At 75.1% G+C, this 12,592-nt stretch carries 9 protein-coding genes and 5 tRNA genes; 6 read left to right on the forward strand and 8 right to left on the reverse strand.

Going from position 1 to position 12,592, the window contains the following annotated elements; translation table 11 throughout:
• Positions 1 to 3: 3 nt before the first annotated feature.
• Positions 4 to 1,059 (reverse strand): chorismate-binding protein, encoded by a 1,056-nt coding sequence (locus tag ACIBAD_RS21125; RefSeq protein WP_166682146.1) that lies wholly within the window; start codon positions 1,057 to 1,059, stop codon positions 4 to 6.
• Positions 1,060 to 1,239: 180 nt separating this feature from the next.
• On the opposite strand from ACIBAD_RS21125, the gene ACIBAD_RS21130 reads away from it, so the two are divergent.
• From ACIBAD_RS21130 to ACIBAD_RS21150, 5 genes are all read left to right on the forward strand, one after another.
• Positions 1,240 to 1,312: transfer RNA gene (locus ACIBAD_RS21130), tRNA-Gly, on the forward strand.
• Positions 1,313 to 1,350: 38 nt separating this feature from the next.
• Positions 1,351 to 1,424: transfer RNA gene (locus ACIBAD_RS21135), tRNA-Cys, on the forward strand.
• A 1-nt stretch (position 1,425) separates the two neighbouring features.
• Positions 1,426 to 1,497: transfer RNA gene (locus ACIBAD_RS21140), tRNA-Val, on the forward strand.
• A 19-nt stretch (positions 1,498 to 1,516) separates the two neighbouring features.
• Positions 1,517 to 1,588: transfer RNA gene (locus tag ACIBAD_RS21145), tRNA-Val, on the forward strand.
• A gap of 50 nt (positions 1,589 to 1,638) precedes the next feature.
• Positions 1,639 to 1,713 (forward strand) — tRNA-Val (locus tag ACIBAD_RS21150).
• 76 nt (positions 1,714 to 1,789) lie between these two features.
• Here ACIBAD_RS21150 and ACIBAD_RS21155 read toward each other — a convergent pair.
• From ACIBAD_RS21155 to ACIBAD_RS21165, 3 genes are all read right to left on the reverse strand, one after another.
• On the reverse strand, positions 1,790 to 2,095 hold the full coding sequence (locus ACIBAD_RS21155) for a zf-TFIIB domain-containing protein (RefSeq protein ID WP_030157333.1): 306 nt from the start codon (positions 2,093 to 2,095) through the stop codon (positions 1,790 to 1,792).
• A 65-nt stretch (positions 2,096 to 2,160) separates the two neighbouring features.
• Positions 2,161 to 3,237: a phosphotransferase family protein gene (locus tag ACIBAD_RS21160; RefSeq protein WP_398908020.1), complete on the reverse strand. Its 1,077-nt coding sequence runs from the start codon at positions 3,235 to 3,237 to the stop codon at positions 2,161 to 2,163.
• A 231-nt stretch (positions 3,238 to 3,468) separates the two neighbouring features.
• Positions 3,469 to 3,654 carry a hypothetical protein gene (locus ACIBAD_RS21165; protein ID WP_030157329.1) on the reverse strand — a complete coding sequence of 62 codons (186 nt, stop codon included), beginning with the start codon at positions 3,652 to 3,654 and terminating at the stop codon, positions 3,469 to 3,471.
• A 561-nt stretch (positions 3,655 to 4,215) separates the two neighbouring features.
• Here ACIBAD_RS21165 and ACIBAD_RS21170 point away from each other — a divergent pair.
• Positions 4,216 to 5,475: a serine/threonine-protein kinase gene (locus ACIBAD_RS21170; RefSeq protein WP_398908021.1), complete on the forward strand. Its 1,260-nt coding sequence runs from the start codon at positions 4,216 to 4,218 to the stop codon at positions 5,473 to 5,475.
• Between the two features lie 10 nt (positions 5,476 to 5,485).
• On the opposite strand, the gene ACIBAD_RS21175 is transcribed toward ACIBAD_RS21170, so the two are convergent.
• The 4 genes from ACIBAD_RS21175 to cbiE form a co-directional block, all read right to left on the reverse strand.
• Positions 5,486 to 6,337 (reverse strand): TrmH family RNA methyltransferase, encoded by an 852-nt coding sequence (locus tag ACIBAD_RS21175; protein WP_398908022.1) that lies wholly within the window; start codon positions 6,335 to 6,337, stop codon positions 5,486 to 5,488.
• Positions 6,338 to 6,394: 57 nt separating this feature from the next.
• Positions 6,395 to 7,615 carry a uroporphyrinogen-III C-methyltransferase gene (gene cobA, locus ACIBAD_RS21180; protein ID WP_134074698.1) on the reverse strand — a complete coding sequence of 407 codons (1,221 nt, stop codon included), beginning with the start codon at positions 7,613 to 7,615 and terminating at the stop codon, positions 6,395 to 6,397.
• A gap of 212 nt (positions 7,616 to 7,827) precedes the next feature.
• On the reverse strand, positions 7,828 to 11,076 hold the full coding sequence (gene cobT / locus ACIBAD_RS21185; RefSeq protein ID WP_398908024.1) for a nicotinate-nucleotide--dimethylbenzimidazole phosphoribosyltransferase: 3,249 nt from the start codon (positions 11,074 to 11,076) through the stop codon (positions 7,828 to 7,830).
• Positions 11,077 to 11,326: 250 nt separating this feature from the next.
• A complete protein-coding gene (gene cbiE, locus ACIBAD_RS21190) occupies positions 11,327 to 12,550 on the reverse strand; it encodes a precorrin-6y C5,15-methyltransferase (decarboxylating) subunit CbiE (protein WP_398908025.1) in 1,224 nt (407 codons plus the stop codon).
• Between the last annotated feature and the right edge of the window lie 42 nt (positions 12,551 to 12,592).

The following is a 12,592-nucleotide window of genomic DNA, read 5'->3' on the forward strand; positions in this document are numbered from 1 at the left end:
CGCTCACCCAGGGGTGCCGGTCACCTCATGGGTTCCCGACGCTACCCTGAGCAACCGGGCGGCCTTCAGCTCCGTCTCGGCCCATTCGCGGTCGGGGTCCGAGCCCCAGGTGATGCCGGCGCCGGTGCCGAAGAGCAGGCTCGGGCCGCCCGGGCGCCGGCGGTCGATCCAGAAGGTGCGGATGCCGACGGCGAGCTCGGCGGTGCCGCGGTCGGCGTCGACCCAGCCGATGCCCCCGCAGTAGGGGCCGCGGGGGGCGGTTTCCAGGGCCTCGATGATCCGCAGCGCGGAGGACTTGGGGGCGCCGGTGACGGAGCCGGGCGGGAAGGTGGCGGCGAGCAGCTCGGGCCACCCCGCGCCCTCGGCGAGTTCGCCGCTGACGGTGGAGACGAGGTGGACCAGGCCCGGGTGCTCCTCGACGGCGCACAGCTCGGGTACCGCGACGGAGCCGGTGGCGCAGACCCGGCCGAGGTCGTTGCGTACGAGGTCCACGATCATGACGTTCTCGGCGTGGTCCTTGGGCAGGAGGTCGGCGGCGGTGCGGCCGGTGCCCTTGATGGGGCCGGACTCCACGTGGCGGCCGGCCCGGCGCAGGTACAGCTCGGGGGACGCGGTGGCGATCTCGACCCCGTGCGCCGGGAGCCGAATCGTTCCTGCGTACGGGGCCGGATTGCCCCGGGCGAGCAGGGCCGTGAGGGCGTCGACGTCCGCGCGGTCCGGGTCGGGCAGCGGCGCGGACATCACGCGGCAGAGGTTGGCCTGGTACACCTCGCCCGCGGCGATGTACTCGCGGATGCGGCGTACGCCAGCCGTGTAGGCGGCGCGGTCGAGGGACGAGGTCCACCGGTCGGCGGCGGGGCCGCGCCAGGCCCCCGGGACGGGCGCCGGGACGGGGTCGGGGCGTATGTCGCCGAAGCGGGCGCAGACCAGGCGTCCCTCGAAGTCGGCGGCGACCGCCCAGAAGCCCGTCGAGTCGAGGGCTGAGGGGTCGCTGGTGACGTCTCGGAGGTCGGTCGCGAGGAGGCCGCCGAAGCGGGCCAGGGGAAGCAGGTCGTGCACGGCTGCGAGTCTATGACCGGTGACGCCGCGGCGCCGGTGAGGTGACTGCCGGGTGACCGGTGGTGATCGAGCGGCAGCACGCTGCGGAAACGCGTTTTTGAGCTGGCCCGGGAATCCGCTAGAGTTCAACACGTCGCCAGGGAGCGAAGGGGGAAAACCCCGGAGCGAACACGGTGACCTGCGGACGTAGCTCAGTTGGTAGAGCACCACCTTGCCAAGGTGGATGTCGCGAGTTCGAGTCTCGTCGTCCGCTCGAAGTGGGGGAATCTTCCCGAGAACCCTGCAGCTCCTGGTGGAGTGGCCGAGAGGCGAGGCAACGGCCTGCAAAGCCGTCTACACGGGTTCAAATCCCGTCTCCACCTCCAAGGACGATTAGCTCAGCGGGAGAGCGCTTCCCTGACACGGAAGAGGTCACTGGTTCAATCCCAGTATCGTCCACTGATCCGCAAGGATCCCCGCGCGATTAGCTCAGCGGGAGAGCGCTTCCCTGACACGGAAGAGGTCACTGGTTCAATCCCAGTATCGCGCACGCAGTACCTGCAGCACCCTGTTCCACCTGCGGTTTCGCACCGTAGTCCCGCGCGATTAGCTCAGCGGGAGAGCGCTTCCCTGACACGGAAGAGGTCACTGGTTCAATCCCAGTATCGCGCACCACCTCCGGAAGCCCCGGCCGTTCCCACGGCCGGGGCTTCCGCGTTGCCGGGGCGGCCGGGGCCGCCCCGGCCGCGGCTCAGGAGGAGAAGAGCATCCGGCCGAAGCCGCCCTTGTGGTGGCCGTGGTGACCGTGGCCGTGGCCGCCGTGGTGCGGGGCGCCCCAGGCCGGGGCGGGGGCGTGGGCGGCCGGGTAGGGGGCCGGGGGCGCGGCCGGCGGCGGGACCTGGCCGTACTGGCCGCCGGTGTACTGGGACTCCAGGCGGGTCAGCGCCTCCAGCTCGCCGTAGTCGAGGAAGATGCCGCGGCAGTTGCTGCACTGCTCGATCTGGACACCGTTGCGGTTGTAGGTGTGCATCATCGCGTGACACTTCGGACACTGCATGACCGGATCAACTCCTCGCCGTCTGCTTCACCACCGGATGCATGCCCGGTGGCGTGGAGCTCACCCTACGACGGAGCCCGCGCCTCCAAGTCGGGCGGGAGGGAGGCAATTCGGGCACAGGACTCCACCATCAGCCGCTCCACGTCATCGAGTCGACGTCGGCTTTCTGCCGATTTGGCCAGGGCGAGGGCGGCGGTCTGCACGGTCAGGGCCCGGGCGGCGAGGTCCAGTTCCGGCCAGGGGTCGGAGCCCGGCGGCCCGGCCGCGGGGCCGCCGGCGGCCCGGTAGGAGTCGAGGAAGCGGACCCAGGTGCCGGTGTCGAGCAGCCCGGCGGCGTACCAGGCGGCGGGCCGGGCCAGATCCCAGGCCGGGGTTCCGATGCCGAGGTCGTCCACGTCGATGAGCCGCCAGCCCCCGTCGGGGCCGGGCCCCTGCACCAACTGGCCGAGGTGCAGGTCCCCGTGGCACAGGGCCCCGCCCCGGGGCGCCGGCGCCTCCCCGCGCACCCAGGCGGGCAGGGTCCGCGCGGCGGCCCGTACGAGGTCGCCGGCGGGCCGGCCCTCGGCGGGGCCGGGCACGAGCGGCGCCCCGGACCGTGCCCCGGCGGGACTCCGGGCGCCGTCGTGGCTCCGCAGCCCGTCGTGGCTGCGCACCCCCTCGGGACTCCGCACCCCCTCGGGACTCCGCACCCCGTCGGGAGCCGTGGCCCGGGACAGGCGGCGCAGGGCGCGGGCGAGTTTGGCCGGGCCGCGCATCGGGGGGACCGGGCCGGGCAGCCGGTGCACGGGCACCTGGTGCAGGGCCGCCAGGAGCCGCCCGGCCGCCTCCCAGGGGGCCTCCTCCGGGCGCTCCGGGTCGACCGGAGCCCCGTACGGCCAGAGGGACACCGGCCGGCCCCCGAGGTAGCCGACCTCGGGGCGCAGCGGGGCCAGCAGCACCCCGGCCAGTGCCTCGTCCGCGGCGATCCGCATCCGGACGGCGAGGCCCGCGCGGTCGCTGTCCCCGGCGTGCGCCTTGGCGACGATCTCGCCGCAGCGCACGACCGTGCCGTCCTCGCGCTCGGCGAGCAGCTCGTACGGAGCGCCCCGCTCCCCCGCGCCGGCGTACGCCGCGAGGGCGGCGGGCAGTGGCTCCTGGTTCATCGCGGCTCCACGGCTCCCGTAGCTGGCTTCTCGGAAGCAGGTTACGGAACGGCGGGGCCGCATGACGGGGCGGACGGCGGTGCGGGACGGCATGAAAAAGGGTGCTGCCCGTCCGACTCCCCAGTCGTACGGGCAGCACCCTTCACCTGCCGTCCGTCGCGCCCCCGTCCCCACGGGGTTCGACAGGCCGATGTCCCGGTCCGGGCCGCTCTCCCGGACCCGGGGCGCCGCTCAGCGCCCCAGCATCACGCCCACGGACGACGCCTGTGCCGCCACCTGGTCGAATCCTCCGAAGAGGAAGAGCAGGAGGGCGGCCAGGGGGAGCACCATGGCCGCGGCCACCAGCGGGTGGCGCGTGCCGGACTCATGGCCGTTGAACGCGAATGCCTTGCGTCCGTGCCGCGTGATGTCCGCCATGGCCCTCTCCCTGTCGGTTGCAGCGGCGGGCTTGTGACCTCGGGGGACGAGTGCGCCACCCGCCGCTTGTCTTCAACACTAGGCGCGGCGAAGTCCCCTGGCGTCCTGCCCTCGTACCCCTTGGCAGGCCTCCAGGAGGATGACGGGCCGCCGTGCGTGTACTCCCCTGGGTGGAGACCGGTCCCCCGTTCTGAGGGTCATCCCGGAGGGGATGACCGGAGGGTAGTGAGTTCGCTCACTTCCGTCACTCCCCGCGCATGCGTGTCCGCCGACGGGGTACCCGCAAGATCACCCCGCGTTCCCGCCCGGCGCACGCGCTCCCGCCCTCCACGCGCCCCGCGCACCACCCCGGCGGGACGCTCAATCCCCTTGGCCCGACGGCCGTTTGGCCGTACGGGCAAGTGCCGTACGGGCAGGGGTCCGTGCGAGTGAGGAACCCTCAAGTGGGTTGCCCCGCACTGACAATCGAATCTTCCGGCGAGGGCGCGGCCTCTGAGCGCTCGTGGCGGATGGTCCGTAAGCTGGGGCACGTCAACAGGACGACCGGTCAGCGGGGTGGACATGGCGATGATGCGGCTCCGGCGCGAGGACCCGCGTGTCGTCGGCTCATTCAGGCTGCACCGACGCCTCGGCGCCGGCGGCATGGGCGTGGTCTACCTGGGATCGGACCGGCGCGGCCAGCGGGTGGCGCTGAAGGTGATCCGGCCCGACCTGGCCGAGGACCAGGAGTTCCGCTCGCGCTTCGCGCGCGAGGTGTCCGCCGCCCGGCGGATCCGCGGCGGGTGCACGGCGCGCCTGGTGGCCGCCGACCTGGAGGCAGAGCGCCCGTGGTTCGCCACGCAGTACGTGCCCGGCCCGTCCCTGCACGACAAGGTGGCCGAGGAGGGTCCCCTCACGGCCGCGCAGATCGCCGCGATCGGTGCCGCGCTCTCCGAGGGACTGGTCGCCGTGCACGAGGCGGGGGTCGTCCACCGCGATCTCAAGCCCTCGAACATCCTTCTGTCCCCCAAGGGCCCCCGGATCATCGACTTCGGTATCGCCTGGGCCACCGGCGCGAGCACCCTCACCCATGTGGGCACGGCCGTCGGCTCCCCAGGCTTCCTCGCGCCCGAACAGGTGCGCGGCGCAGCCGTCACCCCGGCCACCGACGTGTTCGCGCTGGGCGCCACCCTCGCCTACGCGGCGACCGCCGACTCGCCCTTCGGGCACGGCAGTTCCGAGGTCATGCTGTACCGCGTGGTGCACGAGGAGCCGCACCTGGTGGGGGTCCCGGACGCGCTGGCCCCCCTGGTACAGGCCTGCCTGGCCAAGGATCCCGAGGAGCGGCCCAGCACCCTCCAGCTGTCGATGCGGCTGAAGGAGATCGCGGCACGCGAGGCGCAGGGGCTGTCCGACGGGCGCCCTCCGGCGCAGCGCGCGCGGGCCGACCGGCCGACCGGGCGACTGCCCGAGCGGGCCGATGCATACGCAGACCAGCACACGGAGCGACGCACGGGCGGCATGCCCGCGCCCCAGGGACCGGACCAGGGCCAGGGCCAGGGCCAGGGCCACGGGCAGGGTCACGGCCCGAACAGCGGGGGGCATGCGCGGCCCTCGTCCTCCCGGCCCTCGTCCCCGCGCCCTTCGTCCTCGCGGAACCCGGGCGGCCCGTCCTCCCGGCCGACGGCGGGGCGTACGGGAGGCCGCCAGGCACCGCGCACGACGGGAGCCGGGCGGCGCCCCTCGCGGCCGGACCCCCGGCTGATGCGCCAGCGGCTGATCGTGTTCGTCGTGGTCACGCTGGTCGTGGCCCTGGGCATCGCCGCCGCCCAGAAGTTCTAGTAGACGGCGCCTAGAGCTCCGGGGAGGCGGGGGCCGGGGCCTGGGGCGGGCGGGTCGCGTAGAAGGCCACCGCCGAGGCCGCGGCCACGTTCAGCGAGTCGATCCCCTCGGCCATCGGGATGCGGACCCACTCGTCGGCGGCCCGCAGCGCGTACGTGGACAGGCCGTGGCCCTCGGATCCGAGCATGATCGCGGATCGCTCGAAGCGCTCCGGCGGGACCTGGTCCAGCGGAGTGGCCTTCGGGCTCGGCGTCATGGCCAGGATCCGGTAGCCGGCCTCGCGGACCTTCTCCAGGTCGGCGGGCCACTGGTCCAGGCGCGCGTACGGAACCGAGAACACGGACCCCATCGAGACCTTGATGGCGCGCCGGTAGAGCGGATCCGCGCAGTCGGGGGAGAGGAGTATCGCGCTGATGCCGAGGGCCGCGGCGCTGCGGAAGGCGGCGCCCAGGTTGGCGTGGTCGACGAAGCCCTCGAAGACGGCGATCCGGTGGCCCGCGCCCGCTCCCTCCGCCGCGAGCAGCTCGTCGGCCGCCGGGAGCGGCTTGCGCTGCATCGAGGCGAGGGCGCCGCGGTGCACGTGGTAGCCGGTGACGCGTTCGGCGAGCTCCGGGGTGACGGCGTAGACCGGGGCCGGGAGCTCGTCGATGACGTCGCGCATGACGTCGACCCACTTGGCGGAGAGCAGCATCGAGCGCATCTCGTACCCGGCGTCCTTGGCCCGTCTGATGACCTTCTCGCCCTCGGCGATGAACAGGCCTTCCGCCGGCTCGCGCCGGCGCCGGAGTTCGACGTCGGTCAGGCCCGTGTAGTCGCGCAGGCGGGGGTCGTCGGGGTCTTCGACGGTGATGAGATCAGCCACAGGGTGATACTGCCTTGTCCGGGGTGTGGTGCCAACGGCCGTGCGGGGCGCGGGTTTTCAGACGGTGGGGGCGGCGGGAGACGCGACGTTGACGACCTCGCCGATCACGATGACCGCGGGCGGACGGATCTCCTCCGCGCGTACGGTCTCGCCGACGGTGGCGAGGGTGGCGTCCACGCGGCGCTGGGTGGCCGTGGTGCCCTCCTGCACGACCGCGACGGGGGTGTCGGCCGGGCGCCCGTGGCGGACGAGGGCCTCGGCGATCAGGCCGATCTTGTCCACGCCCATCAGGATCACCAGGGTCCCGGTGAGCTTGGCGAGGGAGGCCCAATCCACCAGGGAACGCGGGTCGTCGGGGCCGACGTGGCCGCTGACCACGGTGAACTCGTGCGCCACACCGCGGTGGGTGACCGGGATGCCGACGGCGCCGGGCACCGAGATGGAGCTGGAGATGCCCGGGACGACGGTGCAGGCGATGCCGGCCTCGGCGAGGGCCTGGAGCTCCTCCATGCCGCGGCCGAAGACGTACGGGTCCCCGCCCTTGAGCCGGACCACGGCCTTGCCGGCCTTGGCGTGCTCGATCAGGGCGTTGTTGATGGCCTCCTGGGCCATGTAGCGGCCGTACGGGATCTTCGCGGCGTCGATGACCTCGACGTGCGGCGGGAGTTCGTCGAGCAGGTCGCGGGGGCCGAGCCGGTCGGCGATGACCACGTCGGCCTCGGCGAGGAGGCGGCGCCCGCGGACGGTGATCAGGTCGGGGTCTCCGGGACCGCCGCCGACGAGGGCGACGCCGGGGGTGCGGGTGCGGTTCGCGGTGAGGGAGCCGTCGCGCAGCCCCTCGACGACCGCGTCGCGGACGGCGGCGGAGCGGCGGGGGTCGTTGCCGCTCAGGACGGCGACGGTGACCCCGTCGACGCGGCCGGTGGCCGGGGTCCAGGCGGTGGCCGCGTCGGCGTCGTCGGCGCGCACGCACCAGATCCGGCGGCGCTCGGCCTCGGCGGAGGCGGCGTCGTTGGCGGCCCGGTCCCGGGTCGCGATCAGCGCGTACCAGGCACCGTCCAGGTCTCCGTCCTGGTAGCGGCGGCGTTCCCAGCGGATCTCGCCGGTCTCGGCCATGGCGTCCACGGAGGGCGTGGCGGAGGGCGAGACGAGGAGGACGTCGGCGCCGGCCGCGACGAGCGCGGGCAGCCGGCGCTGGGCGACCTGGCCGCCGCCGATGACGACGACACGGCGGCCGGCGAGACGGAGTCCTACGGGGTAGGCGGAGTGTTCGGCCATAGCGGTGCGGCTCCTGATGCGGCGGGCGGTTTCTGCGGGCCGCTGCTGCGCTGGAGCGGCTGGGTTCGGGGTGGGTGACGTGCGCTTTCCCTGTCCGGGTCCAACGATACGGCCCGCGCCGCCGCCCCTGGGGCTCCACCCCCGGGCTCCCCGGCCCCGGGGGACGGGGCCGGCCGCGCGGGGCGTTCTCCACCCCGCGCAGCGGACCCGGCCTACTTCTCGGTGACTCCGGCCGAGTCGAACGTGGCGACCTCGTGCATCGCGCGGGCCGCGCTCTGGACGAGCGGGAGGGCAAGCAGCGCGCCCGTGCCCTCGCCGAGGCGGAGGTCGAGGTCGACCAGGGGACGCAGGCCCAGCTTGTTCAGGGCCGCGACGTGTCCCGGCTCCGCGCTGCGGTGGCCCGCGATGCACGCCGAGAGGGATTCCGGGGCGATGGCACGGGCCACCAGGGCCGCCGCGCCGGCGCTGACGCCGTCCAGGATCACGGGGGTGCGGAGGGAGGCCCCGCCCAGGAGCAGGCCGACGATCGCCGCGTGCTCCAGGCCGCCGATCGCCGCGAGGACGCCGATCGGGTCCGCCGGGTCCGGCTGGTGGAGCTCCAGTGCGCGGCGTACGACCTCGACCTTGCGGGCGTGGGTCTCGTCGTTGATTCCCGTGCCCCGGCCGGTGACCTCCGCCGGGTCGACTCCGGTGAAGACCGAGATCAGGGCCGCCGACACCGTCGTGTTCGCGATGCCCATCTCGCCCGTCAGCAGCGCCTTGTTGCCCGCCGCCACCAGGTCGCGGGCCGTCTCGATGCCCACCTCGATGGCCGCGACCGCTTCCTCGCGGGTCATCGCCGGGCCCGTGGAGAGGTCGGCGGTCCCCGGGCGGACCTTGCGCGGGAGCAGGCCGGGGGTGGCGGGGAGGTCCCCTGCCACGCCGACGTCGATCACGCAGACCTCGGCCCCCACCTGGTTGGCGAACGCGTTGCAGACCGCGCCGCCGCCAAGGAAGTTGGCCACCATCTGCGTGGTGACCTCCTGGGGCCACGGGGTGACGCCCTGGGCGTGGACCCCGTGGTCACCGGCGAAGATCGCGACTGCGGCCGGCTCCGGGATCGGCGGCGGGCAGACCCGGGAGAGGCCGGACAGCTGTGCGGAGATGATTTCGAGCATGCCCAGGGCCCCGGCGGGCTTGGTCATGCGCTTCTGCCGCTCCCATGCCTCGCCCAGCGCCTTCGCGTCGAGCGGGCGGATGCTGACGACCGTCTCCGAGAGCAGGTCGTGCGGCTCCTCGCCGGGCAGCGCGCGGCGCCCGTACGTCTCCTCGTGCACGACCCAGGCCAGCGGCCGGCGCTGCGACCAGCCGGCCTGCGCCAGCTCCGGCTCCTCCGGGAACTCGTCGACGTAGCCGACGCACAGGTAGGCGACGACCTCCAGGTGCTCGGGCAGGCCGAGCTCGCGGACCATCTCGCGCTCGTCGAAGAAGCTGACCCAGCCGACGCCGAGGCCCTCGGCGCGCGCGGCGAGCCAGAGGTTCTCTACGGCGAGGGCCGAGGAGTACGGGGCCATCTGCGGCTGGGTGTGCCGGCCGAGGGTGTGGCGGCCGCCGCGGGTGGGGTCGGCGGTGACGACGATGTTCACCGGGGTGTCGAGGATGGCCTCGATCTTGAGTTCCTTGAACTGCTTCGCCCGGCCCTTGGGCAGCGACTTCGCGTAGGCCTCGCGCTGGCGCTGGGCGAGCTCGTGCATCGTCCGGCGGGTCTCGGCCGAGCGGATGACGACGAAGTCCCAGGGCTGGGAGTGGCCCACGCTGGGAGCGTGGTGGGCCGCCTCCAGGACGCGGAGGAGCACCTCGTGCGGGATCGGGTCGGTGCGGAAGCCGTTGCGGATGTCGCGGCGTTCGCGCATGACGCGCAGGACGGCCTCGCGCTCGGCGTCGGCGTACGCGGGGGCCGCCTCGCCCGCGGAGGGCTCCACGCCGGGTACGAGGGGGACGACGGGCTCGGTCTCGGTGGCGGCCTCGGCCGCCGTCCCGGCTGCCGGTTCGGCGGCCGGCTCGGGCTCCGGTACGGCGACCGGCTCCGGTGCGGGCTCGGGAGCGGCTTCGGGCTCCACGGCCGCGGCCTCCGGGAGCGCCTCCGGTACGGGCTCCGGGGCGATGGGGGCCGCGGGGGCATCGGGAGCGGCGGCCTCGGGGGCCTCAGGAGCGAGGGCCTCGGGGGTCTCGGGTGCCTGGACCACCGCTTCTGCGGGCTGGGCCGACGGCTCCGGCTCGGCGGCCGGCGCTTCCACCACCGGTACGTCCGCCACGGGCGCCTCCGCGGGCACCTCCAGCGGCGCGGCCTCGGCCACGACCTGCTCCGGCGCGGGCTCCGCGGCGGGCGCCCCCGGGGCTCCGGCGGGCTCCGCGGCGGCGGGCGCCTCGGCGACGGGCTCCGGCGCGGGCTCCGCGACGGCCACGGCGACGGCGGCCGGCTCGGGCTCCACAGCGGCGACCGGCTCCGGCTGAGGGGTCTGCGGGGCGGCGGGGGACTCGGCGGGGACCTCGTCGGCCGCCGGCGCCTCGGGCGCCATCACGGGCTCGGGCACCACCGGGGGCTCGGGCGCCATGACCGGCTCGGGCGCCGTCACGGGCTCGGGTGCGACGGCGGGCTCCGGGGCGGCCACCGGCTCGGGCGCGGGCTCCGCCGTCCACGGGTCACCGGCCTGCGGCGGGACCTCGCCCGGCTGCGGCGCGGCCGGCACGGCGGCGGCCTCGGGACGCGGGACGTCCAGGTACTCGGGGCCCACGGTCGGCGGCCCGGCCACCTGGACCGGGATCGGCGCCGCGGGAGCGGCGACCTGCGCGGCCACGGGAGCCGCGACCTGCGCCACGGGCACGGCGGGAGGCACCGGAGCCGCGGCCGGACCCCGGTCGGCGAGGGAACGTACGACTCCGCCGGTGGCATCGGGCACGGGCGGGCCCATGTGCAGCGGCCGGCGGGAGGGCGCCACCGGGGCCGCGGGCGCGGCCGGAGCCACCGGTGCGGCGGCCGGCGGCGGGACCACGAGGCCGCCGAGGTCGAGGGCGCCGGAATCGCGGCCGCCGGCCTCGTGCGCGCCCGCGCTGTAGGAGGCGTCGCCGTAGGAGGGGTCGGGGAACGCGGGTGCGACGGGGTAGGCGGGCTCCGCGTACGCGACCGGCGCCTCGGGGTACTCGGCGTAGGGCGCGTCGCCGTAGGAGGTCTCGACCGCGAAGACCGGCGCCGGCGGGACGACCTGCGGGTCGCTCCAGGAGCCCTGGCCGCTCGGCATCAGCAGCAGTTCCTCGTCCTCCGGCTCGGCCGGGTTGTCCACGAGGTCCTGGAAGGCGTAGCCGCCCTGGACGGGAGCGGGGGCGGGGCCCGGGTGCTGGACCGGAGCGGGCATGCCCTGCTGATCCACCATGCCCGCGTCGTCCGGGAGACCCTCGCCCGGTACCTGGCCGGTGTCAGTCATGCGTACCCCTCGCCCATCGGTTGTGCGTCTTCGATCGCCCGGCGCCCGAGCGGGGTTGCCGTACGACGTGTCCGTCGCGCGCACGCCCCGCACGACAACCCGTAAGCATTGTCGCGCCCGTTAGCCACCATGGCGGCCATAACCGGCACGGTGTGCTGTGGACTGCGCCACGTCGCGCGTCCGGCGGTGCCGTCACCCCCGGGGATGCCAGGGCGGTACGACGATCGGCCAGCCTACCCCGGCCTCCGGGCTAGCGGTTCACGGGGCGTTCGGCTGCCAGGAGGAAGACGACGGAACGGTCCTGTTCACCCCAGGTACGGGTGTCCAGGCCCACCGACTGCAGGAGCGCGCACTCGACGGTGTAGCCGCCCTCGGCGAGTGCGCGGCCGATCTCCTCCGCCTCGTCGCGGGTGGAGGCGTGGCTGACGATCCGTTCGGGGCGGCGGTCGGCGACGGCCCGGGCGACCGCGGCTCCCCCGCCGCCGACGCGGACGACGTCGGGTTCGGGGAGGTCCTCCAGTACGTGCGGTGCGCGCCCGGCGACGACCTGGACCTGTACGCCCCGGTTGCGGGCGGCGGCAGTTGCCCGTTCGCAGGCGCGCGGGTCGGCGTCGACCGCGATGACGGCGGCGCCGAACGCGGCGGCCTCCACGGCGAGGGCGCCGGAGCCGGTGCCGATGTCCCAGACCAGGTCGCCGGTGCGCGGGCCGAGGCGGGCGAGCTGGGCGGCGCGCAGCAGCGCCGACTCCCCCTCGCCCTCGTCGGCCCGGGGCCGGGCCCAGCCGCGTCCGCCGGTGTGCGCGGCGCCCTGGCCGAGCAGCCAGGCGGGGTCGGCGGCCGGGGCGGAGGGGGTGGCGGCGGGGGCGGCGGCCTGTCCGCCGATGACGATGACGACGTTGGGGTCGCGCCAGCTGTGGTCGGCGACCCGGTCGGAGGTCAGGACGGTCACCTGCTCCTTGGCGGTGCCGAGCTCCTCGCAGATGACGAAGGTGCGGTGGACCCCGCCGAGCAGCAGGGCGAGTTCGGCGGGGCCGGCGCCGGGCGAGGTGAGGACGGCGACCTTGCCGTGGGCGCGGCAGACGTTGACGGCGCGGCGCAGGGTACGGGGGTGGGCGACGACGACCTGGGCGTCGTCCCAGGGCATCCCGGCGCGGGCGAAGGCGGCGGCGACGGCGGACACGGCGGGGACGACCTCGACCTCCAGGCCGTGCTCCGGGGCGCGCAGGGTGCGTACGGCGCCGAAGAAGCCGGGGTCCCCGTCGGCGAAGACGACGGCGGTGCCGCGGTGGCCGGCGATGCGGCGGGCGGCGAGGCCGAGGCTGCCCAGGCGGATGCGCTCGGCGGTGGGCGGCACCTCGGGAAGGGCGAGGTGGTGGGCGGCTCCGGCCACGAGAGTGGCGGCGGAGAGCGCGGACCGGGCGGCCGCGGTCAGGGGCGAGCCGTCCCAGCCGATCACCGTGACCCGGTCGGCCATCGTCGTCAGTCTCCTGGGGTGGGGGCGGGCGAAGCTTCGTCG

The organism is Streptomyces sp. NPDC051109 (assembly GCF_044455885.1).
Classification (GTDB): Bacteria; Actinomycetota; Actinomycetes; order Streptomycetales; family Streptomycetaceae; genus Streptomyces.